General features: G+C 64.8%; 23 protein-coding genes. 16 read left to right on the top strand and 7 right to left on the bottom strand.

From position 1 onward, the window contains the following. Window positions 1-578 precede the first annotated feature (578 nt). From H7K45_RS24810 to H7K45_RS24840, 7 genes are all read left to right on the top strand, one after another. Entirely contained in the window at window positions 579-1,418 is an 840-nt protein-coding gene (locus H7K45_RS24810) for a glycosyltransferase family 2 protein (RefSeq protein WP_263998714.1), read from the top strand. Next, entirely contained in the window at window positions 1,415-2,407 is a 993-nt protein-coding gene (locus H7K45_RS24815) for a glycosyltransferase family 2 protein (protein ID WP_263998715.1), read from the top strand. The genes H7K45_RS24810 and H7K45_RS24815 overlap by 4 nt, the downstream gene beginning before the upstream one ends. A gap of 11 nt (window positions 2,408-2,418) precedes the next feature. Continuing rightward, complete coding sequence (locus tag H7K45_RS24820) at window positions 2,419-3,696, top strand: glycosyltransferase family 2 protein (protein ID WP_263998716.1); 1,278 nt, start codon at window positions 2,419-2,421, stop codon at window positions 3,694-3,696. A gap of 37 nt (window positions 3,697-3,733) precedes the next feature. Continuing rightward, window positions 3,734-4,993: a lipopolysaccharide biosynthesis protein gene (locus tag H7K45_RS24825; RefSeq protein WP_263998717.1), complete on the top strand. Its 1,260-nt coding sequence runs from the start codon at window positions 3,734-3,736 to the stop codon at window positions 4,991-4,993. Beyond that, window positions 4,990-6,243 carry a hypothetical protein gene (locus H7K45_RS24830; protein ID WP_263998718.1) on the top strand — a complete coding sequence of 418 codons (1,254 nt, stop codon included), beginning with the start codon at window positions 4,990-4,992 and terminating at the stop codon, window positions 6,241-6,243. Before H7K45_RS24825 ends, H7K45_RS24830 begins: the two co-directional genes overlap by 4 nt. A gap of 62 nt (window positions 6,244-6,305) precedes the next feature. Then, window positions 6,306-7,760 (top strand): DUF998 domain-containing protein, encoded by a 1,455-nt coding sequence (locus tag H7K45_RS24835; protein ID WP_263998719.1) that lies wholly within the window; start codon window positions 6,306-6,308, stop codon window positions 7,758-7,760. Further along, window positions 7,757-9,910, top strand: coding sequence for a hypothetical protein (locus H7K45_RS24840; RefSeq protein ID WP_263998720.1), 2,154 nt, complete (start codon window positions 7,757-7,759; stop codon window positions 9,908-9,910). The genes H7K45_RS24835 and H7K45_RS24840 overlap by 4 nt, the downstream gene beginning before the upstream one ends. Window positions 9,911-10,061: 151 nt before the next feature. On the opposite strand, the gene H7K45_RS24845 is transcribed toward H7K45_RS24840, so the two are convergent. Continuing rightward, entirely contained in the window at window positions 10,062-10,934 is an 873-nt protein-coding gene (locus tag H7K45_RS24845) for a glycoside hydrolase family 16 protein (protein WP_263998721.1), read from the bottom strand. A 527-nt stretch (window positions 10,935-11,461) separates the two neighbouring features. Between H7K45_RS24845 and H7K45_RS24850 the strand changes: the two genes are divergently transcribed. Then, window positions 11,462-11,842: a DUF6319 family protein gene (locus H7K45_RS24850; protein ID WP_263998722.1), complete on the top strand. Its 381-nt coding sequence runs from the start codon at window positions 11,462-11,464 to the stop codon at window positions 11,840-11,842. Window positions 11,843-11,849: 7 nt separating this feature from the next. Here the strand turns inward: H7K45_RS24850 and H7K45_RS24855 are convergent, their stop codons facing one another. The 3 genes from H7K45_RS24855 to H7K45_RS24865 all read right to left on the bottom strand — a co-directional run bounded on the left by H7K45_RS24855 (window position 11,850) and on the right by H7K45_RS24865 (window position 14,625). Further along, on the bottom strand, window positions 11,850-12,701 hold the full coding sequence (locus tag H7K45_RS24855) for a helix-turn-helix transcriptional regulator (RefSeq protein ID WP_263998724.1): 852 nt from the start codon (window positions 12,699-12,701) through the stop codon (window positions 11,850-11,852). 15 nt (window positions 12,702-12,716) lie between these two features. Further along, the gene (locus tag H7K45_RS24860; RefSeq protein WP_263998725.1) at window positions 12,717-13,649 is read right to left on the bottom strand and encodes an SDR family oxidoreductase; all 933 of its coding nucleotides are present in this window, start codon (window positions 13,647-13,649) and stop codon (window positions 12,717-12,719) included. 94 nt (window positions 13,650-13,743) lie between these two features. Further along, entirely contained in the window at window positions 13,744-14,625 is an 882-nt protein-coding gene (locus tag H7K45_RS24865; RefSeq protein ID WP_263998726.1) for a LysR family transcriptional regulator, read from the bottom strand. Between the two features lie 281 nt (window positions 14,626-14,906). Between H7K45_RS24865 and H7K45_RS24870 the strand changes: the two genes are divergently transcribed. Together H7K45_RS24870 and H7K45_RS24875 are read left to right on the top strand one after the other, a co-directional pair. Further along, on the top strand, window positions 14,907-15,791 hold the full coding sequence (locus H7K45_RS24870) for an SDR family oxidoreductase (RefSeq protein WP_263998728.1): 885 nt from the start codon (window positions 14,907-14,909) through the stop codon (window positions 15,789-15,791). A gap of 172 nt (window positions 15,792-15,963) precedes the next feature. After that, window positions 15,964-17,262, top strand: coding sequence for a glycosyltransferase 87 family protein (locus H7K45_RS24875; RefSeq protein WP_263998729.1), 1,299 nt, complete (start codon window positions 15,964-15,966; stop codon window positions 17,260-17,262). A gap of 150 nt (window positions 17,263-17,412) precedes the next feature. Here H7K45_RS24875 and H7K45_RS24880 read toward each other — a convergent pair whose 3' ends face one another. Continuing rightward, on the bottom strand, window positions 17,413-18,579 hold the full coding sequence (locus tag H7K45_RS24880) for an aromatic ring-hydroxylating oxygenase subunit alpha (protein ID WP_372512662.1): 1,167 nt from the start codon (window positions 18,577-18,579) through the stop codon (window positions 17,413-17,415). 144 nt (window positions 18,580-18,723) lie between these two features. On the opposite strand from H7K45_RS24880, the gene H7K45_RS24885 reads away from it, so the two are divergent. After that, on the top strand, window positions 18,724-19,407 hold the full coding sequence (locus tag H7K45_RS24885; RefSeq protein ID WP_263998731.1) for a TetR/AcrR family transcriptional regulator: 684 nt from the start codon (window positions 18,724-18,726) through the stop codon (window positions 19,405-19,407). 183 nt (window positions 19,408-19,590) lie between these two features. On the opposite strand, the gene H7K45_RS24890 is transcribed toward H7K45_RS24885, so the two are convergent. Together H7K45_RS24890 and H7K45_RS24895 are read right to left on the bottom strand one after the other, a co-directional pair. Beyond that, complete coding sequence (locus H7K45_RS24890) at window positions 19,591-20,445, bottom strand: SDR family oxidoreductase (RefSeq protein ID WP_263998732.1); 855 nt, start codon at window positions 20,443-20,445, stop codon at window positions 19,591-19,593. 61 nt (window positions 20,446-20,506) lie between these two features. Then, the gene (locus H7K45_RS24895) at window positions 20,507-21,139 is read right to left on the bottom strand and encodes a TetR/AcrR family transcriptional regulator (RefSeq protein WP_263998733.1); all 633 of its coding nucleotides are present in this window, start codon (window positions 21,137-21,139) and stop codon (window positions 20,507-20,509) included. A 106-nt stretch (window positions 21,140-21,245) separates the two neighbouring features. Between H7K45_RS24895 and H7K45_RS24900 the strand changes: the two genes are divergently transcribed. The 5 genes from H7K45_RS24900 to H7K45_RS24920 all read left to right on the top strand — a co-directional run bounded on the left by H7K45_RS24900 (window position 21,246) and on the right by H7K45_RS24920 (window position 26,801). Then, complete coding sequence (locus H7K45_RS24900; RefSeq protein WP_263998734.1) at window positions 21,246-22,283, top strand: aromatic ring-hydroxylating dioxygenase subunit alpha; 1,038 nt, start codon at window positions 21,246-21,248, stop codon at window positions 22,281-22,283. A 35-nt stretch (window positions 22,284-22,318) separates the two neighbouring features. Next, the gene (locus H7K45_RS24905; protein WP_263998735.1) at window positions 22,319-23,410 is read left to right on the top strand and encodes an NAD(P)H-dependent amine dehydrogenase family protein; all 1,092 of its coding nucleotides are present in this window, start codon (window positions 22,319-22,321) and stop codon (window positions 23,408-23,410) included. Window positions 23,411-23,682: 272 nt separating this feature from the next. Then, entirely contained in the window at window positions 23,683-24,975 is a 1,293-nt protein-coding gene (locus H7K45_RS24910) for a cytochrome P450 (RefSeq protein WP_263998736.1), read from the top strand. Between the two features lie 24 nt (window positions 24,976-24,999). After that, entirely contained in the window at window positions 25,000-25,920 is a 921-nt protein-coding gene (locus tag H7K45_RS24915; RefSeq protein ID WP_263998737.1) for an SDR family NAD(P)-dependent oxidoreductase, read from the top strand. Continuing rightward, window positions 25,920-26,801: an alpha/beta hydrolase gene (locus H7K45_RS24920; protein WP_263998738.1), complete on the top strand. Its 882-nt coding sequence runs from the start codon at window positions 25,920-25,922 to the stop codon at window positions 26,799-26,801. The genes H7K45_RS24915 and H7K45_RS24920 overlap by 1 nt, the downstream gene beginning before the upstream one ends. Window positions 26,802-26,849 lie beyond the last annotated feature (48 nt).

A 26,849-nucleotide genomic window follows, 5' to 3' on the forward strand; every position in this document is an offset into this window, starting at 1 on the left:
AGCGACTGCTCGATCGGACGGGTTTCGTGTTGCAGTCGTGCTCACCGGCACGTAGCCTCGGATCAGACCCTGCACAACGAATTCGTTCCCGCATACCGTGTTTGCCGGGAGCAATTACTCGATTCGCTCGTCAATCCCCACATCGCCCCAGATCATCGGCGAACTCACTCGTCGTAATCCATGGTTGGGAGCAGCGCGCTTCGCTACATCCTCGCGATCGGTCATTCTGCAGGTACGTGGCCGCTGCGCATCGTTCAAAGCACGGCAAGCCACCCGGCGCTCACCGTCAGCCAGCACTGTGAGCCAACGGATTTCATGATCAACGACATTGCCGACCCGGCTCGGGTTTGACCGGGCGGCGTTGCGGGCACGATCGACCCGCCCAGCGTCTCGGCCGACGCCAGCCATCACCCACGGCCTAAAGGCACGGACAGTACCCAATTCGACTGCAGCACTTGCGGTTAGGCACGAACCCTCCGCGAGCCGATGGCTCACGGATCCACCATCTCGATCACCATCAACGTGCGAATTAGCTCAGCCAAGCAGCCAATCGCCACCCACGAAGAGGAAATGGCACGATGAGCGCACTAGCACGCGAAGATGAGTACGACGATGACTCCGATCCCGGGGGAACTGCGCTGACGAACGTCCGCAGCACCGTCACCGTCGTGATTCCAGCGCTGAACGAAGCTCGGAACCTACCTGCAGTCGCAGCACGCATGCCGGACTGCGTGGACGAGATCGTCTTCGTCGACGGTCACTCAGCAGACGACTCGATCGACGTCGCCAGGACCCTATGGCCGACGGCAAAGATCGTCATGCAGACGCGGCGCGGCAAGGGCAACGCCCTGGTGTGCGGATTTGAAGCAGCCACCTCCGACATCGTCGTCATGATCGACGCCGACGGATCCACGGATCCGATGGAGATCACGCTGTTCGTCGATGCGCTGATCGCCGGTGCCGACGTGGTCAAGGGCAGTCGCTTCGCGGCCGGCGGCGGGAGTACCGACATCACGATCAGCCGGAGAATGGGCAATCGCGCGTTGAATGCGATGGTCAATCGTAAGTTTGGCGCGACGTTCACAGACCTCTGCTATGGCTACATGGCCTTCTGGCGTTGCCATCTCCCCACGCTGACGCTGCCCGGCGTCGACCTAGACGAACCGCAGTGGGGCGACGGATTCGAGATCGAAACCTTGATCAACGTGCGGGTCCACGCCTTGGGTCTGACTCTCGTGGAGGTGCCGAGCTTCGAGAGTGACCGCATCCACGGGGAAAGCCATCTGAACGCCGTAAGTGATGGATTACGTGTGCTGCGAACGATCTTCAAGGAACGCCCACCGTCTCGGCGGACGATGCGCATCAATGCCGCCAAGACCGCAGCCGCGACCGCGGCCGTGACCGGATCACCGGCATGAGCGAGCAGACGATGGCACCCCCACCGATCTCGATCACGCCAGACATCTCGGTCACCGTGGTCATCTGCGCCTACACCATGAATCGCTGGGACGACACCCGCGCCGCAGTCGATTCAGTGCTGGCTCAAGATCGTGCCGTGGACGAAATCCTCCTCGTCATCGACCACAACGAGGAGCTGTACGCCCTGGCTTGCGCGCAGTACGCCGCCTCGCCGAGCGGCGGCGCACGACCACGAGTACTGACCAACGGCCATGCGCGCGGATTGTCGGGTGCACGCAACACCGGGATGTATGCTGCGACAACCGAAGTGGTCGCCTTCCTCGATGACGATGCCCGCGCCGACCCCGGCTGGTCCGAGGCGATGGTGGAGCACTACCGTCACCCGGAGGTCGACGGGGTTGGCGGGTACGCGAGTCCCCAATGGCCGCTCGACAGACCCGGCTGGCTTCCCGAGGAATTCGACTGGGTCGTCGGCTGTAGCTATGTCGGACAGCCCACCGCGCTGGCCCCGGTACGAAACTTCATCGGCTGCAACATGTCGATGCGTCGACGGGTGATCACCTCACTCGGCGGTTTCAACGCCCAGGTCGGTCGCGTCGGCAGCAAGCCGACAGGGTGTGAGGAAACCGAGCTGTGCATTCGGATCACGCAACACGAGCCGACGGCACGGCTTCTGTTCGATCCGTCGATGCGCGTGCAGCACACCGTCGTTGCCGAACGCACCACCTTTGGCTACTTTGCCCGCCGCTGCTATCACGAGGGCAGGTCGAAGGCACTGGTGTCCTCCATGATCGGAGCTCGTGACGCCCTGAGCAGCGAACGCACGTACACGTTGCAGGTGCTGCCCCGAGCAATCGGCCGTGGCCTACGCAGCCGCACCGCTGACGGCGTCACCCAAGCCGCGGTGGTGGTTGCGGGCTTGCTGCTGACCGCCTGCGGATATGGACTCGGCCACGGCCGTGTCGTCCTGTTTGGCGCACCACAGTGAGTGCTCTCGGGATGGCGGCTACCGATCTGCTTCCGGCGCTGCCGTTCACGAAGCCACCGACCTGGCCTGCAGCAGTGTGGGTCGGCGACGTCGACGTAGCCCGTCTCGGCGATGGGACTGCACGGCTGCTCTTGGCCGACGCAGCCGGCTATTGCCGCGCGCGGCTGCTGGTCCGCAACGGGCAGGACTTGTTGGGTTTCGTGGAAGTCGGGGTCGACCACGAGCAGGTCGACGCGTCCGAGGTCCGGGCGGCCGTGAGCCGGCTGCATCTGCCGCCGTATTCACCTGCGACGCCTCCGACTCGGACCGACGGACTCACCGTCGTCGTGTGCACTCGCGATCGGGTGCCCATGCTCAAGGTGGCGCTCGCATCGATCCTCGAACTCGACTACGCGGGTCTCTCCGTCATCGTCGTGGACAACGCTGCCGATACGGACGAGACCCGCCGGTACGTCGACGAATTGACCGACCCGCGCCTGCGGTTGGTCGTCGAACCCCGACCCGGCCTGTCCCGCGCACGAAACGCCGGACTTCGGGCCGCGACCACCGACATCGTCGCGTTCACCGACGACGACGTGGTCGTGGACCGGTACTGGTTGCAGGGCATCGTGGCAGGGTTCAACCGTGGCTGCACGGTCGCCTGCGTATCCGGAATCGTGCCCAGCGGGGAGCTTCGCACGCCGGCACAGGCATACTTCGATCAGCGGGTCGGATGGTCGAGCTCGTGTACCCCTCGCGTCTTCCACAAGGATTCGCCCCCGGCCGACGTGCCCCTGTTCCCCTTCCAAGTCGGAATCTACGGAACTGGGGCCAATTTCGCCGTGCGCCGTAGTGTCATGTTCAAACTCGGCGGCTTCGACGAGGCGCTCGGGGTGGGCGCACCCACCAATGGTGGCGAAGACCTCGACATGTTCTTCCGGGTCCTCGATGACGGCTGGCAGTTGGCCTATGAGCCCTCAGCCGTGGTCTGGCATCGCCACCGCGCCGACAACGCCGCGCTCGCGCTGCAGGCCAGGGGTTACGGTCTGGGTCTTGGTGCGTGGCTCACGAAGATCGCACTGAATCCGCGGACGATGTGGTTCGCCATCCGGACCGCCGTTGCCCAGGCCCCGCACTTCGTCCGGCTCAGCTATCGCATGTCGACGGTGGCAACCCCTCCGGTCGAGCTCTCGGAGCATCTGCCCGCCCGTATCGGGCTCATCGAGCTGATGTCGATCTTCAAGGGTCCGTTGGCATATCGAGGGGCCCGTCGAGAGGGTCGACGCGCGACACCCCTGTGGGGGCGCTGACGTGCACCGCACTTCATCGAGTGTGAAGAACCTCAGCGTGAACTCGCTGGCGGTGGTACTCGCGAGCGGATGCACCGGGGTGCTTGGCTTGGCGTTCTGGGCGATCGCCGCGCGGCTGTATCCCGCGGCCGAGGTCGGCGTCGCAGCGGCCATGATCTTCTCGGCCACCATGCTCGCGACGTTGGCCAACCTGAGCCTCGGCGCGATGTACGAACGCTTCCTACCGTTGGCGGGACGCCGCGCCGCGCCGCTCTTGCGACGCGGGTATCTCGCGGTCGTAGGCCTCGCCCTCGTCTTGGCGTGCGGGCTGATCGCGTTCGGGCCGCGGGCCGCCCTCTTCCACTCACGATGGGAACTCGTCACCTACCCTGCCTTCGTCGCGGTGCTCGCGCTGTTCGCACTTCTGGACAACACGGTGGCCGGGCTCGGAGTGGCCCGGTGGGGCGCGGCGAAGAACACCGTTCATGGTGCCGTTAAGCTCGTCGGGATATTGGCACTGGCGGGTACGGGTAGTGCATTGGCGATCACGATGTCGTGGGGCCTTACCGCTGCCGTCGCGGTGATCTGGGTGATGGTCGCCATACGGCGACGGGTGCGCTACGACGATCGCTATTCGGCGGTACCGTCGCTGCCGCCGCGCCGCGAGCTATGGCACTACTTCGGGGCCTCATATGGTATTAGCGCACTCGCTTCCGTTGCGCCTCTTGTAGTTCCGCTGTTAGTCGTGACTCGGATCGGTCCGGAGGCGAGTGCATACTTTGCCGTTACGTGGTCGATCGTCGGCGCGTTCTACATCGTCTTGAGTCTCCTGGTCAGCCCGTTCGTCGCCGAGTGCGCGGCGCATCCGGACCGAATCGGCAGCCTGTCTGCGAGTTTCGCGAAGATGATCGCCGCCGCTGCCTTGCTCGGCGGGTTGGGCCTGGCCTTCGTCGCCCCAATCGCCCTCGGGCTGATCGGAACCGACTATCGCGAGGCGGGGACGCCGCTGCTGCACCTGGCCGCCTTCTTCATGCCGCTCACCGTCGTGGGCGCGGTCTACGTAGGGCTTGCCAGAGTCCATCGCCGGCTGACACTCGCGGTTCTCACGCAGTGTCTGGTGACCGTGGTCGTGATCGGCGGAACCGCCATGACCACCGGCACGCTGGGAGTCAGAGGAGTTGGGGTGTCGTATCTGGTGGCAGAGGCGTTGGCGGCCGTGGTCTTGATCGGTCCACTCGTTCGGTGGCTGCTCGAACTGAACACCAACTCACCAGCGCGGTCAGTCCGTCTCAGCACTTTGGTAGGAGGCGAACGATGACCACGGTCAGCGTGAGCGCCCTCGATATGACGCGGGCCGATACACGAATGATCACTGCCCTTGGACCCATTTCCGTGCCGAAATTGGACGAAATCGCGGATACGTTGCGCGAGTTGGCGGTTCGGGGTGCAGGACGTACCCCCGTCGGTCTGATACCGGCGATCACGTCGCACCTGTGGGATTATGATCCCGACCGCTTCCTCGGAGATCTGGTCGAGCTTCCCGCATGTTCGGTCGACGAGTTGCCTGCCTTGCTGACCGAGCAGGCTCGCCGCGTGGGTCACAAGAACGCCATCAGCGTCGCTGTGGCAGGCGACTACCTGATTCTCGACATGTGCCACGGCCTTGGCGATGGGCGACTGATCACGATGATCAATCAAGTCCTCGGCGAGCGCCCCTTGCCTCACGCGTACCCCGATTGGAGCTTCGGCGGCGGGACGAATCATCCGTTGGAGAGGGCCATCGCCGGGTTCTATGGCTCCGATCCGCGTCGGGCCGGTGCGATGCTACGGGCCCGCCGCGGCGCCGCCGCAATCGCCATCGCCGGGCAGGATGAGCCGACCCTACCGTGGAGTCGGCTACCGGCGGTTGTCGCCGCCAGGACCAACGGCGGTACGACCGATGAACTGCGGCGCCATCGCGACCGCGTGTCACCAGGGCTATCCGTTGCATCGATCATATTCAGCTCGATCGTGGCCGAAATGCGTTCGTGTGGTGTCGAATTGGCACCCACGGTGAACGTGATCTTCGATTGTCGTCGCTACCTACCGGCAGCCCGCAGAGTGCTCGGCAACTTCGTGTCGGGCCTCGACCTGCCGGTTGCCGACCCCGGTGACCCGCGGCTCCTCAATCGAGCGATCAGCGAGGCGGCAGCCTGCGGCAGACCATTGGCGGCACTCCTTATGAGCACCAGCAGTTTTCGCGGCCGCTACCGTCGAGGCGATGGTTACGTCGAGGAAACTCGAGTACCAACACACCCCCGGGCACGACTGGCCTTCTCCGACATTGGACAGACCTTCCCCGGGTCCGAGATGTGGCTCAGCGGCCGGGCCGAGCGCTTCTACAACGCCGTGAACGAACCCAAGGCACCGGAGGCCATCGTGTTCACCATCACCCACCGTGGGGCGGACTTCGACGTCACCGCCTCCTTTCACGCGAACGTCTTTTCACCGACCGTCATCCAGACCGCGCTCGACAACGTGGCGCACGAGCCTGGACGACATTTCATGCATGAAGCGAAAGATCAATGATGCGAAGCAACAGCACGCCACACCGAAATCTACGTACATCGACGCTGCGGCCAATCGTGTTGATGGCGGCCGCACTTCAATTCTTCGTGTGCGAATTCGTCGTGGCCGCGACGTGGGACGGAAACTACAGCTATTCAAGGAACTTCATCAGCGATCTCGGCTTACCCTACTGCGGCCCGACCGGACTGGCCCCCTGTGGCAGCAGTGCCCTTCTGATCAACATCTCGTTCGTCGTTCTCGGTTGTGCACTGGCCGCGGCGGCGGTGTGGGAACAGCCGACCGGCTCGGCTCGCCTCATCGGGGCGACCTTCCTCCTCCTGGCGGGTGTCGGCGCCGTGATCGTCGGGTTGGTGACGTCGAAGGCGAACTGGCCGCTGCACTCGCTCGGCGCCACGCTCTTCTTGATCTTCGGCAGTTGTGCCGCACTGGCAGGCGGCCTGAGCACCTTCACCGACATACGACGCCGGCTACCCGCACTCGCCGCGGCATTCGCGTTCCTGGGCTTCATCGGCTACTTTGCCTATTCCAACAAGTGGCAACTGGGCCTCGGCCCCGGTGGAGTCGAGCGTCTGTCCGCATACGCAGTCATCCTGGGCTTCGTCTGCAGTGTTCACCTGGTCGCCAGTAGTCGCACCGACGGTGCGAATCAACGAGCCTCCCTGCGGCCAGAACCTCAGCCGGACGATGGTGGCAAGCGTCAAGGCGGTCCCGGACGGAGGTCGACGGCGGCGTTCGCACTGATATCGATCGGGTTGGTGACCCTTGCCGGTTTCAGTGCTGAGAGAGCGAAGGCCGCCCCGGTGGGGCCCGTCACCACCATGTCCGACGAGTTCGACGGGGCGTCGGGCTCGGCGCCTGATTCCAACACCTGGTCCTACGACCTCGGAGGCGGAGGCTGGGGCAACGGCGAAGTTCAGACCTACACCGACGATCGCGCCAACGTGCAGCTTGACGGCTCCGGCCACCTCGCCATCACTGCGGTTCGCGAAGCTGACGGAAGCTTCACGTCGGCACGAATCACGACACGAAACTCGCTCGCGTTCACCAACGGTCGCGCCGAAGCCCGGATACGCGTCCCCGCAGGCGACGGCATTCATCCGGCGTTCTGGTTACTGGGCACCGACATCGACGGCGTCGGATGGCCACGGTCCGGCGAGATCGACGTGGTGGAGACGATCAACGATGCGATGACGAGCAACTGCGCGCTTCACGGCCCGACGGTGTCGGGTGGTGACTATCAGCTCAGCGGCAACACGGTGGGCGACGACCCGTTCTCCGCCGACTTTCACGATTATTGGGTGCAACGCTCCCCCGGCCGCATCTCCATGGGAGTCGACCAGCACGTGACGTGCGCCTTTACCGCTGCCGACGTCGATGCACACGAGACGTGGGTATTCGACCAGCCGTTCTACCTATTGCTCAACGTCGCAGTTGGCGGAAAGTACCCGGGGCCGGCGACATCACGGACGCCCACCGAGTCCACCATGCTGGTGGATTGGGTGCGGGTGACGTCGTGACGAAGGACATGGCCGCAACCGTCGAGAGGCCCCGGGTGTCGACCGGCGAGGACGTCGGCCACGCCGGCAGGCACCGATCGATGCCTGCGAGCGCGTGGCAGTGGCTGGGACCGTTGGTATTTGGCTGCGGAATGATGTCACTTGCACCCCTACCGCCTGCGGTGCGCGGCGTACTACTCGCCGCGTTCGTCCTCATCGGGCCCGGGATGGCCGTCGTGACCCTCGTGACGCTCCCCCTACCCGCCATCATCGCGGTGGTCCCGATTGTCGGTATGGCGGTGGTAGCGGGGACGACCACGATGTTGGCGTGGTTGCACCTCTGGGCTCCAACGCAACTGGTCGCCGCGCTGCTCGTGGTCGTGGGCGGGCTACTTCTTCGCGATGCACGCAGTCTGCCGCTGCCCGTACTTCGTCGGCCGACCGCGGTGACCGCCCGACACCTGCGGGCTCGCTCGGTCGTGGTCGGCGGTGCCATTCGGGCCAATCCCGCGCTGATGCTGCTGACGGTCGCGGTGGTCACGTGGTCGCTGACCCTAAGCGGCCTGCGTGCCGTGCCGTACTCGCAGTTCGGCCTGTTGTTCGTCGGCACCGGGCCATTGCTCGTCGCCTGTACGCTCGCCGTCGTCGTGGCGTTCGGGATTGCGTTGCGGCAGGATCGTTTACGTACCGCGGCGCTGACACTAGGGGCGGCCATCGTCGTCCAACGACTGACGGTCACCCTCGTGACCGACGTCCCCATTTATGGGTGGTTGTACAAGCACCTCGGAGTGATCGACTACGTCCAACGCACCCACGAGCTACCCGCCGCTCCCGACATCTACGGTCAGTGGCCCGGCTTCTTCACCGCGTTCGCGTGGTTCGGCGACGTCGCCGGTGTGGGATCGATCGAAGTGGCACACGTCTTCACACCGCTTGTACACGTGCTGATCGCGGTGGAGGTCTTCGCAATCGCTCGACTCATCGGGCACGATTCGCGGACGGCACTCACCGCCGCCATGTTCGCCGAGTTGGTGAACTGGGTGGGTCAGGATTACTTTGCGCCGCAGGCGATTGCCTTCGTCATGGCGCTGGGCATCTTCGCCCTTCTCATCACATCCCGAAGCAGGCCCGCTGCCGGCTACCTCTCGATACCGCTGTTCGCGACCCTGGTGCCCCTCCATCAGCTGACCCCATACTGGGTGTGCGGTGTCGCCATCGTCCTCGGTGTGACCAAGCGGCTTCGCCCGCGCTTGCTGCCGATCCCGTTCATGGCATTGCTGCTTGCCTACCTAGTCCCACGCATTCCCATCATTGCGCCGTACGGAATCCTGTCGGGGTTCAACCCCCTGGCGAATGCGAATAGCAACGTCGAGTTCGACGGCACCTTCGGCAAGGTCTTCACGTCGGTCACGTGCAGGTCGTTGTCTGCCGGGGTCATCCTTCTCGCTGCCGTGTGTGCCGTGGTGTGGTGGCGCCGAGGCAAACCGAGCCTGATTGCGGCCGTGTTGGCATTCAGCTCGTTCGCCCTGTTGTTCGGTCAGAGTTACGGCGGGGAGGCGATTTTCCGGGTCTACCTGTACGCGGTGCCGGGGTGCGCAATTCTCATCGCTCCGCTGGTCGTCAAAGCCGTGACGATGCAGGGCCCCCGACGGTTGCTCAACCAATCCGTCTTCACCGGCGCGGTCACTCTCGGGTGCGTGGCGACCGCCGCGGGCCTACAGGGGTATTACGGATTGTGGTCGTTGGTCACTCAGTACCGATCTCAGGTGACCATGGGGAACGAACTGATGGCCAGCGAGACGGCTCCAGTCAGGATCTTCAGCCTCTATCCCGTCGGGCTGCCGACCAGGGCATCATCGGACTACGTCCGGTTTGCGCAGCGCGACAAGGATTTCGACCAAACCATCCTCGGTGTGGCACCCAGCTTGAAACAGGACTATCTATCGGCCGGGCAGTTCGTCCAATTGACCAGGGCGGCCGCGTCCTTCGCCGGCAACACCTACGTCGTGGTTGATCGGCAAGCGGTGCGGGCACTCGAGTACTACGGCATCTCCGGTCCGAACGCGGTCGCTGATTTCGTCGACCGGATGGGGCGCAGCCCGTATTGGACGCTTCACGAACGAGACGACGTGACGACGATCTTCGCATTCAACCGGGCTGGGTTGCAGTGACGTCGAGGCTTATCGAGCTGCCTGAGACGCCTGGAATCGTGGGCAGTCGCAGAGCGCACAATCGGAACCGGCACGGTAGTGCTCGTGCGCAGCATTCGAGTGGCCACATCGGCAGGGCACCTCTTCGCCGGACATTCCGGCGAGTGTAGCCCTACCGGTGGTGACCACCGCCGTCTTCGGCGCTCGGATCACCCGCGGTGACGTTCGCCGCCGGGACAGCCGTCGTCGACGGCCCGGTATAGGCGTAGAAACGCACGTAGTCCACCAGCATGGTGGCGGGAAACTTCGTGGCGGACGGGACCGCTCCTGCGAAGTTCCCGCCGACCGCGACGTCGAGCAGGATGTTGGACGGCGTGTTGAATACCCACGCGTTCCCAGCGGGCAGGTCCGACCGCGCGACCATGCCCGTCGTCATGCCATCGATGCCCACGGAGATTCGGTCGGGTTCCTTGTTCACCCAGTAGCTGTGATAGCCGGCGCTCAGATTGGCCCCCGTCGACGGGTCCGCCCCCGTTTGCCATTGCGCATACGGGTCAGCCGCGTTGGACTGCAGCGGGGGGCCGTGCAGCCCGACGTGATAGCTCGCTCCGTTACCGAGGTACTCCGCCACGTCGATTTCGCCGGACGCTGGCCAACCGACGGTGCCGTTGCTGGCCCCCAACATCCAGAATGCCGAGTTGAGCCCCTTGCCCGCCGGCATCTTGATGCTGGCTTCGACACGGCCGTAGGTGAAGGCGAACCTTCCGCTGGTGTTCAGCCGGGCCGAGGTGTAGCCGGCCCCCGACCGCAGAGCGGTGATGGCCAGGTGCCCCTGGCCATCCAGACTGACGTTCGCCGGCGATTTCGTATAGGTCTGTAACTCTTGGTTGCCCCATCCGCCACCTCCGAGGTCATAGCCCCAGATCGCAGCGTCGGGCGCGTAGCCGCGGCTGCCGTTGAATTCATCTGAGGCAGTGGGGGTCGTCTCGAACGTCGCCCTGGTGGCGGGCGCGAGCAGGAGGGCCGCGGCGGTAGGTAGCGCCATGAAGAGTGCACATTGCACGGCACCGGACGTGGTTCGAATTCGGACTGGACGACAGCGTGATGGGCGCAAGTGCATGATGATCCTGCCGGGTCTAGGGCCTTGGATTGGTCGAAGTTAACAGTGGATACCTGCGACCACAATGAGCTCCGGGGACGACATTCGGTCACAGTTTGGCTTCCAAAACCATTGCATCGGAATGGTTTTGAGCAGTGGGCCGCTCAACGACATCGGTACGGAGACCGGACGGCAGAGCGGCAGCGTGCAAATTCAACGCCGGCAACACGGGGTCGCCCGCTAAGGGAGACGCCATGCCAGCCCCGACGGACCGCCGTCAAGCAACAAGAGACGATGGCGGGGTGAGTCCTCGGGCGGGGACGGAGACATCCCGGGGGCAGCGTCACACGAGCCCGGCGCCCCACCGTCGTCGGCGTCTGGACCGCTGGCCCCCGGGCCTCGAACGCGTGTTCTAATGGGTCGCGCACCGGCCCGCTCGTCGCGGGCGACCCGTCTGAAGGAGAACCGCACCGATGACCGCAGACACCCTGATGCCCGAAGCCCAGTCGACCGAGGCCCCGTCCCCCCAGGTCCCGTCTTCCGACGCCCGCCCCGTCAAGGCCCCACGGAAGTCGACGGGCCGGAAGGCCAAGACCCTCGAATTGACCTTGACTGTCACGGGCACGGCCGACGGCGAGTGGCGCGCTGAGCTCAGGCAGGGCAACACGTTCCTGGCGCGCGACCTCGCCGTCGCCGCGGCCGCAGTCTCACGGGCGGCGAAGGAACTGCACGACGATCTCTCGACGCCGATTGACGAGGTCATCGAAGAAGCTCGGGTGCAGCAGGCCGCTAGGGTGGCCGCGCTGGAAGCCGAACTCGAAGCCGCGCGACGAACCCTCGCCGACCTGGACTAGCGATGAACTACTCGGCGTTCGTGTGGCCCAGCGATTGGTGGCCGACCACGGTCAGCAGCGCCAGGTTGCCGTGGCTCGGCGTTCCGGGGGTGGCGGTGAAGACGAGCAGCGAGTGTCCTTGATCGGGATCGGTGAGCACCTGGCACTGAAGTTCGAGCAGGCCGAGTTCGGGATGCAGGATGCGTTTGGCCTGGTCGTAGGAGTCGACGATCTCGTGCCGATGCCAGAGTTCGGTGAACTCGGGGCTGCACTCGAGGAGGGCCTCGAGGTATGCGGTGGCACGGCTGCGGGTCGCGGGGTTGGTGTAGGCCATTCGGAGGTTCGCGGTGAAGCCGCGCGAGAGCTTGTCATGGTCGGCGGGATGGTAGCGGTCCCGGCCGTGCGGGTCGGCGAACCAGCGATAGCCAATGCTGCGCTGCAACCCGGGGAAGCTGGTCAGATCTCCCGAAAGCGCAACGGCCGCTGGGGTTTGCGCGAGCGTCTCACCCAGCGCGGTGACGATCTCGGCCGGGGTGTCGGCGAGCCGGTCGAAGATGCGCATCAGCCCCGGGCCGATGTGATCGGAGCTTGCTCCGCGCGGTGGGGCGGCAAACCCGGCGAGACCGAAGAGGTGATCCCGCTCGGAGAGTGACAGCCGAAGCCCGCGGGCGATCGCGGCCAGCATCTCGGTGGACGGTCGCGGTCCGCGCTGCTGCTCGAGACGGCTGTAGTAATCGGCGGACATGTCGCTCAGGGCTGCGACCTCCTCGCGCCGCAGTCCGGCGGTACGCCGTCGCTGGCCTCGACCCAGCCCGACGTCCTCGGGCTGCAACGCCTCGCGGCGGCTGCGCAGGAAGTCGGCGAGCTGCTTGCGGTCCATCGTCACAGTGAACACTCATTCGGGAAAGCGCACACCACTGAGCTCCTCGGAGATGGCCCAGATCCGCGCGGCCGCCGGCGCGTCCGCCATGCACTCGTACGGCCGCTGTTCTGCCGGCTCGCCGCGCAGGTGCATGAAACCGCTTGGGCCGTAGAATTTTCCGCCGCCGGCGCGAGGACTAGTCGCCGCGTACAGCGCAGGCAGCATTCCCGTCTCTGCAGTACCGAGAACTCCCACCCGCGCGAGGGTACGGATCAATCGCACCGAGATACCGTCGCCCGCTCTGCCCATCTCGGGATGTGCGGCAAGCAAATTGGTGGCGGCGACCCCGGGGTGCGCGACATTGCTCGTGATCCCCCACGCGCCAGATCTGCTGCGGCGGTCCAACTCCATGCCAAAGAGCGACGACGCGATCTTCGACGACGAGTACGACCTCGACGTCGAGTAACTGCGCTCCCACTGCAGGTCATCCCAATGGATGCCATTTTGGTTCGCAGCGATGCTCGACTGCGTGGTCACCCTGGCGCCACGCTTGCGCAACAGCGGCAGGATCTGCGCCACCAAGGCGAAGTGGCCAAGGTGATTGGTGGCGAATTGCAGCTCGAACCCGTCGACGGTGACCTGTCGCCGGGGCGGCGTCATCACCCCGGCGTTGTTGACCAGCACGTCGACGGGCCGGTCCTCTGCCAGCAGTTGCCCGGCGAGGTCGGCCACCGACTGAAGCGACGACAGGTCCAGTCGGCGCGTGGACACCGTCGCCCCCGGCGTCTCGTGCAGAATCGACGCGACCGCGTCGGCCCCCTTCCGCTCGTTTCGGACCGGCAGTATCACCTCCGCTCCCGCTTGGGCGAGGCGCCCCGCCAACCGCAGTCCCAGCCCGTCGCTGGCGCCGGTGACCACCGCCAACGTGCCGGACAGGTTCGGTACGTCCATCTGTTGAGATCCCATGTCGACGATTCAACGTGTCACCGCCCGGGCCAACCAGGGTCGAAAGATCCGTGGATGAGCGGTCCCGGTCATGTGACCGCCCCGTCTACGTCGTTCATTGCCGCCCCACGAGTTCGTCACCGCGGATCCGCACTTCGTCGCGAACCGCATCTCTTATTGCGAGCACGTCGGGTCGGGCGAATGCGTCCTTGCGTGCGGCAAGTGTCACCGCCACACGCCTGGGTCGCAGAGGGGGACCAACGGGACGAATCTCCGGAACGGTGGCTGCGACGAACCGTGGGATGAGCCCGATCCCGGCCCCGTGCCGCGTGGCCTCCAGCAAGGCGAAGATGTTGGTCGAAGCAAAACCAATCGGCGGCGCGTCCTCGACATAGTCCTGAAGGTTGATTTCGTCGACCGTCTGCAGAGACTCGATGAAATAGACGAGAGGGTGCCGTCTCAACTCCGACAGCGTTGCGGGATCACCGTGCTTCAGCACGTACGAGTCACTGGCGTAGAAACCGCAGTCGTAGTCGCACAGATGCTCGGTGACCAATGTCGTGTGAGGTCTCTTGCCCACCGTGAAGGCAAGATCGAAGCCGATGTTCCTCAGCGTCAAATACCGCGCGCCAGTGACTAATTCGACCTCGAGCGCGGGATGTTGCTCCCGAATCCGCATGAGTGCCGGCGTGACGAACAAGGCGCCGAAAGCGTCCGGCGCGACGACTCGAACTGTGCCGTCAAGGCTGCCGGGCGGAGATTCCACGGTTGTCCGTACGGCGAACTCGACTGCCGCCTGAATAGCGCGGGCGTGCTGGACTATGGAGCGACCGCGGGGGGTCAGGTCCCAACCGTCAGGTCCCCGTTCGACGAGCCTTCCTCCTAACGCCTTCTCGAGGGCGTTGAGTCGTCGCGAGATGGTGGAGTGATCGACGCCGAGAGCGTTGGCGGCCTTGGTGAGCCGACCGGTGTTGGCCACTGCGGCCAGGATGCGCAAGTCATCGGCTCGCACCTTGTTGACGTCGACCCGACTTGGCGCCCCGTTCCGTTCGCTCACTCGTGCATTTTTGCACAACGACCGTGTGCAACTGGGTCCTTTACCGGCGGGTTGGCCTCCCTTACCGTGATGGAGTCCAGCCCACCAAGCGTTCCGCCGGCCCGCGCACCTCTGCGCATCACGGCGCACTCGCCCTTTGGGCTGGATTTAGTTGTGCAACAACGTGTTCGCAACATTCCCTGCCAGGATAGACAAGTCTCGTCTGGAAAGGACGCGCTACCGTGAGCGGCTCTGTGCTGAAGAAGGTGTTGATTACCGGTGCTGGAACCGGTTTTGGTCATGAGGTGGCGATGCGGTTGGCCGAGAAGGGGTTTGACGTCATTGCCTCGGTCGAGATCTACGGCCAGGTGCAAACCCTCAAGCGGCAGGCCAGCCAGCGCGGTGTGACGCTACACGTGGAGAAGCTCGACGTCACCGACGACGGCGATCGCCGCAAAGCTCTCGACTGGGGCGTCGAGATCCTGGTCAACAACGCCGGCGTCGGCGAAGGCGGATCAACCGTCGACGTCCCCGCCGAGAACATCCGCCACCAGTTCGAAGTGAACGTCACCGGCCCGCTGCTGCTCACCCAGGGCATTGCCAAGCAGATGGCCAAACGGGGTACCGGACGCATCATCTGGGTCTCGTCGCGGGAGGGGCTCAACGTCAACCCGTTCACCGGTATCTACTCGGCGTCCAAGCATGCCGTCGAAGCGATCGCCGAGAGCATGAAGGACGAACTGCAGGAATTCGGCGTGGAAGTGGCGACGATGAACCCCGGCCCGTTCCTCACCGGTTTCAACGATCGCATCTTCCAGACGTGGGAGAGCTGGGACGACGATCCCACCCAGCGCCTTTACGACTACTCCAAGTTGGCCTTCCCGCGAGCCCAGTTCAATCCCGAACCGGTCTACGCCACGCTCACCGCACTGGCCGCCGGAGAGATCGACTCCTACCGCAACCTCGAGCCCACGTCGATGATCGAAGAGACGAAGTCCCTCATAGAGGCGCCGTGGACGAAGAAGACCACCGACGGGCTGGGATCACGAAACAAGAACGTGCAGAACGCCTTCGACATGAAACCTGAACAGCTTCGCGACGATCAAGACCCAATCCCCGCCCCTTGATCACTCACGAGGTCTACTTTCGCAGATGGCGGGGTGTGAGGTGACCCCTGCCTGCCTCGAGTCCGCCCCGTACCAGCACCGAGCAGTTGACCGATGTCCACGTACGGCCAACCAGCGTCAGTGTCTAATGGGTACCTGAACGACTACCTAGACCGCCCAACGAAGGACGGGCTTGATCAGCCACCCCGATGACCGCCGCACGCTGTCGTGGACGGCGGTCGCCGCGGCCGGCCTGGCGGCAGTGGTCGCCGTGGGAGTCCACCAGACCCTGGTGCCGTTCCTCGCCGGCCCCCGAATGGGCTTGTTCACCAACGGCGGGGATCTCGAGGTCTACCGTCACGGCGCACTACAGGTGCTGCACGGCCAACCGCTCTATGCCGCGGAACTGCCGCCCGGCGGCTGGTTCACCTACCCGCCGTTCGCGGCCATGTCCTTCCTCCCACTGGCGCTGCTAACTTCCGCGGTCGCGAAGGCACTGTGGCTGCTGGTGTCGTTCACCGCGCTCGTCGCGACGATCTGGCGGTGCGCCACCACCCTGGGCTGGCGGCCCGAGCTGCGCCTGCTCCTACTCAGTGTGGCGCTGGCGCTCGTAACGCTAGACGTCCAGGCCGTTCGGGGAACCCTCTGGCAAGGTCAGGTCAACCTGGTCTTGATGGCGGTCGTCACATGGGATGTGACCCGTGCCAACGACTCTCGGCTCCGCGGGTGGTCAGTTGGCGTCGCAGCTGGGATCAAGCTGACGGCGGTCGTGTTCATCCCCTACCTTCTATTGACCCGGCAGTGGCGGGCAGCGGCCGTTGCGGCCGGCACCGCGGCGCTCACCGTAGCGCTCGGCTGGCTGATCCTCCCGAGCGATTCGGCCGCGTATTGGCTGCACGCCGCCTTTCAAACCGACCGCATCGGACCGCTGACCCACGTCGGCAACTACTCCGTCGGGGGGATCGTCGCCACGATGGCTTCCCCCGGTCCGATGCCCATCGCGTGGTGGCTGGCGGGTGTCGTGCTCATCAGCGGGCTCGCCCTGCTCGCCGCCCAACGTGCCGAACGCGCGGGTGAACGTCTGCTGGCCCTCACCATCGCCGGTCTGCTCTCCTGCGCCGTCCCGCCACTGGCGTGGGGTCACCACTGGGTGTGGTCCGTGCCGCTGCTGGCGTGGGCGCTGGATCGGACCGCCCGAACCCGTGGGCGCGGGCGCGTCGCCTGGGCGGCCGCCGTCGGCGCGACGTATCTGGTGGTGTTCATGTGGTTCACCGCCTGGGTGTTCCGCGAAGCCCAAGAGCTGCACACGGACTACCCGAACCACGCCGCGGCGATGGGAGCAGCGGTCGGAGAGATGACCCGGCTGGACCGGGTCCTCGTCGTCGCCACCCATCCCGCCCTCCTGGTCGCCGTGGCCAGCGCGACCATCTGGTTCGCTAGCTCGGCACGTTGCACTACACGTCGCCAGCAGTCAGCGCACCGACAGTCCTAGCCGAGAGGGTTCGCACGTACACCCTGCCATTGGACTCTGTAGGAAAGGCGACCTGTGCTGGCTGCCCAATGCGGGGACTCAGCAAAGCCGCGGTAGCTCACTGGTTTGGCGCGCCGGTGGCCCTGACGACCTTCGACGCCCCGCCACCCTTCACTCCAAGGCGACACCCAGCTCGTGGGCGAAGGTGCGGATCATGTGTTGCACACCGATCTCATTGCGGCCGATGACCATGTGGTCGTGCTGGCCATGGCGCACCCCCTCACCGCATTGGGGCAGCATCACGAAGTCCTCATCGCGCACGGCAGCGTGTACGGCGTTGAAGATCATGTCGTAGCCCGCGCGGGTCTCCTCGTTCGTTGCGGGCATGCGGGCCAGCCAGCTGTGCCGGACCGTGCATCGTGTGGGGGATCCGGCGGGAAGGATGTCGATGACCTCCACACCCACCGAACTGTTCGCCAGGATCAGGTTCGGATAGATCCAGTAGATGACGCCCATGTTGTCTCGAACATCCAGGGATGCGGTCGGATCGTTCTGCACGTTGGTGATCCAGTTGAACGGGAACCCCATCCGATGGTGCTTGCCGTAGGCGTCGTGGATGGAGGTGTTGGCCATGGCGTTCTGCCCGATCACACTCTCGCCGTGGACGAAGGGGAAGTGATACCCCTCGGCGAAGGCTTCCAGGGCTCCCTTCCAGGACACCTCGGAGGTGAACTCGCGAAAGTCGTGATAACCAAACGACGCATAGTCCAGCGCCGCGAGATCGGCGGCGAGAGGTCCCAGATGAGCGTCGACGTCGATGTCGGCGTCAGCGCTGAGCACCGCCCAAATGAACCCATGGCGTTCCTGATTCGGTAGCTCGACCAGCCCGTAGTCGGCTTTGTCCATCCCGGAGAAACCTGCGTTGCCCGGCACGGCGAACAGAGTTCCGTCGTTCCTGTAGGTCCACGCGTGGTAGGGACAGGTGAAGCGGGCCGCGCTGCCGGCACCGCAGGCGGGTATCGCACCGCGGTGGCGACAGTAGTTCAGAAAGACGTGGCTGCGACCGTTCTTGTCTCGCGTGACGAGCAACGAATCACCCAGCACTGACCTGACGACGTAGTCGTTGGGATGGGCAACCTGAGCGCTGGAGACGATCGCGAGAGGGGTATTGCGCAGGATCTGAGCTTCCTCGATCTCGGTGATCTTGGGGTCGCGGTAGTAGTGCAGCGGCACCCGCAGCACCTCGTCTGCCATCTCGGTGGTCTCGTCCAGCACCACCCGCAGCGCCCGCCGGGTCAATTCGGTGTCCCAGACACCGGTGTGGACTTCGTTGTCAATGCTCACGGGTCTCCTACGTTCGACGGCAACAACCCGACCATACACTTCCGACTATGTGCATGGTCTCAAGATTCTGCATGGCCGTGTGGAGCCTGCCACCCGCGGTAGCGTTGCGCCCATGTCCGACTGCGATCTCGACCGCTGATGCGCACCCACGGTTGGTCTGGGACGACCCCGGCAGACGACGACGAGGCGATTGCCCGCATCCTGGAGGCCGCGAAACGACGGATTGATCGCTCGGGTAAGGACTTTGGCATCTCCGACGTCGCCAAGGACGTGGGTGTCACCCGACAGACGGTATACCGCTACTTCCCGAGCACGGAGGCGTTGTTGTTCGCCACCTCGGTCTCCGAAGTGGGCCCATTCCTCGACAGCTTGACCCGACATGTCCGCAATATCAACGATCCGGCCGAAGCGGTCGTCGAGGGCATCGCCCACACGTTGGAACGACTCCCCCACGAGAGATACCTGGGCCTCCTCTTGACCCCAGGTAAGGCCAGCGCCTTCTCCGCGGGAGTTACCTCCGACATGGCGCTGTCCTTCGGACGCTCGTTACTAGGCCGCTTCGCCGTGGACTGGCACGAGGCTGGCTTCGCCGACGGCGATCTCGACGGCTTGGTCGAGTTCATGCTGCGTATCTTCCAATCGTTGGTCATCGACCCGGGACGCCCGCCGCATCAGGGCCCCGAGCTGCGAGCCTTCTTGCACCGATGGGTTGCGCCGGCCATCGCTACGACGCCCGCCTTGGCGGATCCGCAGACCACGCAGAGGGTGCCCACGCGACCCGCACCGAGGAGGAGCACCCGCAAGTCGGCGGCACGTCGCTGATGTGGTCGCCGCTCGCGCAGCGCGATAGAGCGCCCCGCGCCTTACCCAGTTACGGTGCACGACACAAGTTTTCATCACGTTGGCGAAGTCGGCGTCGTCGGCCGTCAGGGCGGCCATCGAGGCCGCACACACCCATCCCGCTCGAGTCTTCCGGGCCACCATCCCCCAGACCCAAGCTAGACATCACTTCGGGGCAGGCGTCTTCGGGTAGAGCATGCTGGCGACCACCCCACCGTCGACGAGGATGTCCGCGCCGGAGATGTAGCTCGCCGCGCGGGACAGCAGAAAGTCCGCGACCGCGGCGACGTCGGTCACGGTCCCTAGTCGACCTGCCGGGGCGTCGGCAGCCATGGCAGCGATCATTTCGCCGGTGGAACCGTCGGACAGTTCGGCCCGCCCCATCGGGGTGGCGATTATCCCGGGACTGATGGAGTTGATGCGCGCCTGGCGGGCCCCCCACTTCGGCGCCGCGGACTGCACGCGCAATTGGTTGGCGCGCTTGGCAATTCCGTATGCCGTCGCTCGTGCCCTGGGGGAATCCGGCCCCTCCAGCAGCATCCGTACCGACGGGATGTCCCGCAGCTCACGCGTACGTGTCAACGCGAGACCACGCTGTTCCTCGGCGCTCATGGCGGAGCCAAGCAGCGTCGCGGCCATGCTCGCCACGACCACCGCGGCGCCCCCGCCGGCCATCCGGTCCTCGAAGGCGTCGATGACGAGTGCGGTGCCGACCATGTCGACGGCGAAGATGTCGGTGACGGAGGCTTGAATCGGGGACACACCGGCCGTGTGGGCCAATGCGATGATCGAACCGCACGCTGCAGCCGAATTGGCCAAGGCGTGGACGGATCCACCGTCGCTCACGTCGACCACGACAACGGTCGTCTCGAACCCCTCATCGGCCAACGACGTCGCAAGCATGTCGAGTGCGACCTGGTCGCGATCGGCAAGCACGAGATGTCGACCGGCGCCGAGCCGACGCGCGAGGGCGCCTCCCATTCCGCCCGCCCCGATGACGACGACTACTTGGGGTTCCATGATCATCACGATCCCTTCGGTCGACCGTTCTTACGCCAAGGGCACTGAGATCCTTCCGTTTTCATGAATGCGCACGCGTGGAGACGTATGCCACGATGGCGTTGGTGAGACCCCGGCGGGCCAGATCGAGGTCGGCAAAGCTGCCCAGTTGGCGTTCAGAGGTAATGCCGCGCATCGCGCCCGGGATGAACGCGGCCACTTCGCGGACCCTGTCTGGATCCACGTCGACGTCGGAGAACGCCTGCTGACACGTGGCAAGCCAGCTCTGCCCCCAGGACTTGAGCTCGGCGGCGGTCTGCGGATAGAGGCGTTCGAGTTCCAGCGGGTCGCGGGGCAACGCCGCACGCAGGTTCTCGATCGCGCGGGAATCGGTGGCGGTCAAGCCGTCGTAGAGAGTGTCGATGATGGCGGCGACGCGCGCACGCAACGGCGTCGTCGGTTCCGTCGACTCGAAGCTGTGCGCCCGGCGCTCGGCGGTGCGGCGCAGCACCGCGGCCCAGAGCCCGTCGGCGTCTCCAAATTGGTACTTCACGGCGCCCCACGTGGCGCCGATCTCCTTGGCGATCCGGTTGGCCGACACCGCACCCGGATCGCCGGTGGACAGCGCGCGCAGCGCTGCGTCGAGCATGTTCTTACGCGTGGCGTCGCCGCGCCGGTTGGTGCGCGGGGGCTGTACGACTTCCGCGTCGGTCATCCGTTCGACACTAGGCCATGTCGGGTCGTTTCACTCGGATAGACAGAACCCTCTTCCAATCTTCCAACGAACCCTCTACGTTTATCCGAGCAACGAGAGGAGCCTCATGGCGAAGCCGCCGCTGTCGATGAAGCCCACCGGCTGGTACCAGGTTGCGTGGTCGGACGAAGTCGCCGTCGGCCACGTCCACACGATGAAGTACTTCGGCGAGGAGATGATCGCTTGGCGCGCGGAGAGCGGCCGGGTGACCGTGATGAACGCCTACTGCGAACACCTCGGTGCCCACCTCGGCTTCGGTGGAAAGGTCATCGGCGAGGTTCTGCAATGCCCGTTTCACGGCTGGCAGTGGAACCAGGAGGGTCGCAACGTTTGCATCCCCTACGAGAAGCGACCCAACCGTGGCCGTCGCATCACGACCTATCCGGTCACCGAATGCAACCAGTCCATCTACATCTGGCACGACACCGACGGCCGCGAGCCCTTCTTCGACGCCCCCGACGTGTTCGCGAGTTTCGCCGACGGCAGTTCGCTCGACGACTACTACCCCCAGCAGCGCCTGTACGTCCCCGGCCGCGAACTGCACCCGCAGTACGTGCTGGAGAACGGTGTGGACTTCGCGCACTTCAAGTACGTGCACGACACGCCGATCGTGCCGGTCTTCACCCGCCACGACTTCGACCAACCGGTGTCCTACGTCGACTTCACCATCACCTTCGAAGGCGACGAGAACCAATCCATCGACGACGTCGACAGTGGGGTCGAAGCCATCAACGGCGGCCTCGGCATCGCCGTCACCAAGAGCAGCGGCATGATCGACAACCGAACCATCTCCGCCATCACCCCGGTCGACGAATCCACCTCCGACGTTCGGTTCATGGTCTACATCGGCCGCCCGACCACCGAACGCGCCCGCCAGAACGCCGAACGTGCCGAACGCAAAGCCCAGGAGTTTGGCGCGGAGGTCATCAGGCAGTTTCAGCAAGACGTCCACATCTGGTCTCACCAGCGGTACTCCGACCCACCCGCTCTGGCTTCCTCGGAGATGCAGGGCTTCACCGCAATTCGGGAGTGGGCTCTGCGGTTCTACCCCGACGGCAAAGGCGGCAGTGCAGCTCGACTCGCCGCCGCCAACCTCGATTCCTGACCAGACCGACGACGATCACGCCAGAGAGGAACCCCATGAGTTCATCCCCCGCCACCCCGATCCGCGTCTTCCAAGTTGCCACCGGCAACGTGGGCTCGGAGATGATCAAGCGCATCGCCACCCGGCCCGACCTCGAACTCGTTGGTGTGCACTGCTATTCACCAGACAAGATCGGCAAGGACACCGGTGAGCTGGCCGGCTTGGCCCCCAACGGCGTAACCGCTACGGGAACGATCGACGAGATCATCGTCGCCGCGCCCGACGTACTGACCTTTCACGGCGTCTTCCCCGACGAGGACCTCTACGTCAAGGTGCTCGAAGCCGGAATCGACGTCGTCACCACCGCCGATTGGATCACCGGCTTCCACCGCGACGCCAACCACCCTCACCACTCGGGCAAGAAGGTCACCGAAGTCTTGGCCGCAGCGTGCCAGAAGGGCGGGTCGACCTTTTACGGGACCGGCATGAACCCAGGTCTCAACCAGATACTCGGCGTCGTATGCTCTGCCGACGTCGCCGAGATCGAGCACATCACCACCCTGGAGTCCGTCGACGTCTCGTGCCACCACAGCAAGGACACCTGGATCGAGGTGGGCTACGGCCTCCCGGTCGACGATCCAAGCATTCCGGGTCGGTTGCGCAAGTACACCGAGGTGTTCGCCGACTCCGTGTACATGATGGCCGACTGCTTCGGGTTGGAACTCGACGAGGTCAGGTTCGAGTACGAACTCGGCGCCTGCACGAAGGACATCGACCTCGGGTGGTATCAGATGCCGGAGGGTTCGCTGGGCGCCAACTACATCAAGTACGTTGGCATCGTGGACGGAGTGCCACGCGTCGAGACTCACCTGGAGTGGCAGATGACGCCGCACACCAACCCCAGCTGGGACATCAAGGGCTGCTACATCACCCAGATCAAGGGCGATCCCTGCATCTACAACAAGCACATGATCTTCCCCAAGCCCGGAGTCGACCTCTCCAACCCCGACAACTTCGCCTCCATCGGCATGACCGTCACCGGCCTGCCAGCGCTCAACGCCATCAGGTCCGTCGTCGCAGCACCGCCAGGCCTGCTCACCAGTGCCGACCTTCCCTTGCGTGGCTTCGCGGGCCGCTTCGCGCTGTAAAGGCCGCGAGGATCGACCAACGCAGCGCCTGCGGGTCGTCCAACCCGCGCGCGATCACGACGATGAGACGCAGTACGCGTGCTGCGCCCTCATCGCCGCTGATGCGGGCCGTCGCACGAGACACGCGGAAGACACCGCCTCTCCGACGGGCTCTCATCTTTTGCGATGGTCGTTGACGTCCCGTTGTCCGGGCATACACATTTGGACGGTGACGGTCATCCGATCGACGACTACCTAAGAAGAGACCGGCAGACATGACGTACACCACGTCCATGGCAACGAGAGCCAACGCGGCTGGGGCCATGGCCAAGCTGTTGCGAGAGTCGTTGCGCCTCAACGTTCGAGCGGTCATTCATCGCCGACACCTCGGCCCAGCGGCGTACGACGGGGCGACCATCACCGACTACGACCCGCTCGATCCCGTGACAGCGGCCAACCCCTTTCCCGCGTACCGCACGCTTCACGAGGGAAATCGCGTCCACTACAACCCGCGACGTGACACCTGGATCATCAGCCGTCACGCGGATTTGCGCGAGGCGCTCAAAGCCACCGAACAAATCAACAGCACGGAGGGAGTCACTCGCCTCAAGTTCGCGATGCCCATGATGGTCTTCTCCGACGGGGCGCCGCATTCGCAGATGCGCAAGCGGGTACAGCCAGTCTTCACCAAAAGGGCCCTGGAGAGTTGGTCTCAACGCGTCGACACTTTGGCCGCGACGACGGTCGCCGACCTCATTGAAGCACCCGGCTGCGACGTGGTGCGCAACCTCACCATTCCGCTCCCGATGAACCTCATCGCCGCCATCATGGGAGTACCCGATGCCGACATGGGCCAATTCCGTCAGTGGTCCGAAGATGCGGTCAAGATCATGGATCTGACGCCGAGCGTCAAGGCAATTGGTCAAGCAGCGACCTCCGTCCGGGCCGTCCTCGCGCTGAGGCGATACTTTCTGGCCCAATTCGCCTCGGGCGCCGTGAAGGATCCCAGCACGGCGCTGGGGCGCCTCGTCGCGGACAATTCGGACGGCTCGATCACCGATGACGAACTGTTCGCCACCGCGCTGCTGTTGCTGGCTGCCGGTAATGAGACGACCACGAATCTGCTTGGGGGCATGTTCGACACCCTTGCTCGTAATGCCCTGGAATACCAGAAGATACGTGCCAACCCGGACCTGATACCGATGGCCGTCGAGGAACAACTGCGCTACTCCTCGCCCATTCAGCACCTTTACCGCAACACCGTGACCGACTACCGCGTGGGCGACGTCACCATCCCCCGCGGCTCGCGGGTGTTGATGTCCTATGGTGCAGCCAATCGCGATCCGGCGATGTTCGACCATCCCGACTCCTACTTCGCCGACCGCAATCCGCGCATGCACGTGGCGTTCGGCTACGGCGCCCACATGTGCATCGGAGCTCCGCTGGCACGGATGGAAGCCGTTGCCGTTCTGCGCGAACTCGTCACCCGCGTCTCGAGGATCGAGCCACTCGGAGCGACGACGTGGTCGACCACCGCGTCATTGCGAGGTCCGGTGCATCTGCGCGTCAAACTGCATGCTGCATAACCGAGTCGGCGGAGGAGGCGAACCGTGAAGCAGTCGAAGTGGACCGAGTCAGACGTTCCAGATCAAAGCGGCCGGGTGGCGATCGTCACTGGCTCGAATACGGGTTTGGGCTTCGACACCGCCCGAGTGTTGGCTCACCGGGGTGCGACCGTCGTACTCGCCGTGCGAGACATCGAGAAGGGCGACGCGGCCGCGCGGCGCATCCTGGCCGTTGCTCCACGGGCGCACGTCGATCTGCAGCCGCTGGACCTCGGCTGCCAGCAGTCGGTTCGAACCGCCGCCGATCAACTGACGACGAAGTATCCGCGCATCGACCTTCTCGTCAACAACGCCGGCGTGATGGTGCCACCCAAGCAAGTCACGCCAGACGGTTTCGAGCTTCAGTTTGGCACGAATCATCTGGGCCACTTCGCTCTAACCGGTCTGCTGCTGAGCAGCCTTACCGCCGTGGACTGTTCCCGAATCGTCGTGGTCAGCAGCAACGGGCACAAGATGGGCGGCAAGATTCACTTCGAGGACCTGCAGTGGGAGCATTCCTACAATCGCGCCGCCGCATATGCTCAGTCCAAGCTCGCCAACATGTTGTTCTGCTATGAACTGCAGCGCCGTCTCCGCGCTGCATCCAAGACGACCATCGCGGTCGCGGCTCATCCGGGCTTCACGAACTCAGATCTCATGCGGCACGTCTGGAAGCCGGTAGCCCCGTTGATGAAGGTGGTCGGTCCGCTGATCGGCCAAGACCCGGCGATCGGCGCCCTCCCCCAGCTGATGGCCGCCACCGATCCACGGGTCGAGGGCGGGCAGTACTGGGGCCCGGGAGGATTCGCGGAACTGAAGGGATACCCCACGTTGGTGAAATCCAGTGCAAGATCGCATGATCGAGCAGTTCAGACGCGCCTTTGGGCGGTATCAGAAGAGCTCACCGGCGTGACGTACCCGATCTGATGGACGACGACGGGTACCACCCAGACCTACGCAACATGGCCCGCGTCCTCCCCAGAGGGATATTCACCAGGCGGACTCTGCCGGCGCTGCGGGCATTGACCTCGCTTTCCTCGATGCGCCCAAGCCGGGGAGCTCAGGTCTCGCAGCTACCGGGAGGAGCGAAGGTCCGGCTGCATCCCGGCAAGGGTGGCGGCGACGGCGCCGTCCTCTGGATCCACGGCGGCGGATACGTCATTGGGTCTGCGGCCCAGGACGACTCGCTCTGCCGTCGCCTCGCCCGTCGGATTGGTGTGCCAGTGGTCGCAGTGGACTATCGGTTGGCACCTCGCCATCCGTACCCAGCCGCTCTGGAGGACTGCTACGACGCATTTCGGTGGCTGACACGCATGCCTGAGGTCGACCCGTCCCGCGTCGTCGTCGCAGGGGCAAGTGCCGGTGGCGGTTTGGCCGCGGCGTTGGCCCTCTTGGCCCGTGACCGCGGCCGACCGACACCGCTCTTTCAGCTCTTGGTGTACCCCATGCTCGACGACCGCTCGGACGCCATAGCCCCTGATTCGCGATACCGGTTGTGGAATGAAAACACCAATCGGCTTGGCTGGCATCTCTATTTGAGCGGCGCGGATCCCCAGCGTGCCGCGCCAGCACGTCGATCGGACCTCGAGGGGTTGCCGCCCGCTTGGATCGGCGTCGGCACCGTCGATCCCCTGTTCGTCGAGGACCAGGCATACGCCCGCAACCTGACGCGTGCAGGCGTTCCGTGCGAGTTCGACACAGTAGAGGGTGCCTTCCACGGCTTCGACATGGTCGCCCCATCTGCCGGCGTGTCCCGCGACTTCTTCGACCGCCAATGCAGAGCAGTCAGGGCTGCCCTCGACTCGTAGCGGTGCGTCCGCGACACCGACGAACCACCCGAGCCCTGACTAGACCCA

Source organism: Mycobacterium yunnanensis (assembly GCF_025823185.1).
GTDB lineage: Bacteria > Actinomycetota > Actinomycetes > Mycobacteriales > Mycobacteriaceae > Mycobacterium > Mycobacterium yunnanensis.

Coding starts and splice junctions, on each gene's coding strand:
- H7K45_RS24910 (WP_263998736.1), top strand. CDS start 23,683: ATGGCAACGAGAGCCAACGCGGCTGGGGCCATGGCCAAGCTGTTGCGA.
- H7K45_RS24860 (WP_263998725.1), bottom strand. CDS start 13,649: ATGGGATCTCAACAGATGGACGTACCGAACCTGTCCGGCACGTTGGCG.
- H7K45_RS24920 (WP_263998738.1), top strand. CDS start 25,920: ATGGACGACGACGGGTACCACCCAGACCTACGCAACATGGCCCGCGTC.
- H7K45_RS24890 (WP_263998732.1), bottom strand. CDS start 20,445: ATGGAACCCCAAGTAGTCGTCGTCATCGGGGCGGGCGGAATGGGAGGC.
- H7K45_RS24820 (WP_263998716.1), top strand. CDS start 2,419: ATGGCGGCTACCGATCTGCTTCCGGCGCTGCCGTTCACGAAGCCACCG.
- H7K45_RS24810 (WP_263998714.1), top strand. CDS start 579: ATGAGCGCACTAGCACGCGAAGATGAGTACGACGATGACTCCGATCCC.
- H7K45_RS24815 (WP_263998715.1), top strand. CDS start 1,415: ATGAGCGAGCAGACGATGGCACCCCCACCGATCTCGATCACGCCAGAC.
- H7K45_RS24835 (WP_263998719.1), top strand. CDS start 6,306: ATGGCGGCCGCACTTCAATTCTTCGTGTGCGAATTCGTCGTGGCCGCG.
- H7K45_RS24850 (WP_263998722.1), top strand. CDS start 11,462: ATGACCGCAGACACCCTGATGCCCGAAGCCCAGTCGACCGAGGCCCCG.
- H7K45_RS24855 (WP_263998724.1), bottom strand. CDS start 12,701: ATGGACCGCAAGCAGCTCGCCGACTTCCTGCGCAGCCGCCGCGAGGCG.
- H7K45_RS24905 (WP_263998735.1), top strand. CDS start 22,319: ATGAGTTCATCCCCCGCCACCCCGATCCGCGTCTTCCAAGTTGCCACC.
- H7K45_RS24900 (WP_263998734.1), top strand. CDS start 21,246: ATGGCGAAGCCGCCGCTGTCGATGAAGCCCACCGGCTGGTACCAGGTT.
- H7K45_RS24895 (WP_263998733.1), bottom strand. CDS start 21,139: ATGACCGACGCGGAAGTCGTACAGCCCCCGCGCACCAACCGGCGCGGC.
- H7K45_RS24830 (WP_263998718.1), top strand. CDS start 4,990: ATGACCACGGTCAGCGTGAGCGCCCTCGATATGACGCGGGCCGATACA.
- H7K45_RS24885 (WP_263998731.1), top strand. CDS start 18,724: ATGCGCACCCACGGTTGGTCTGGGACGACCCCGGCAGACGACGACGAG.
- H7K45_RS24845 (WP_263998721.1), bottom strand. CDS start 10,934: ATGGCGCTACCTACCGCCGCGGCCCTCCTGCTCGCGCCCGCCACCAGG.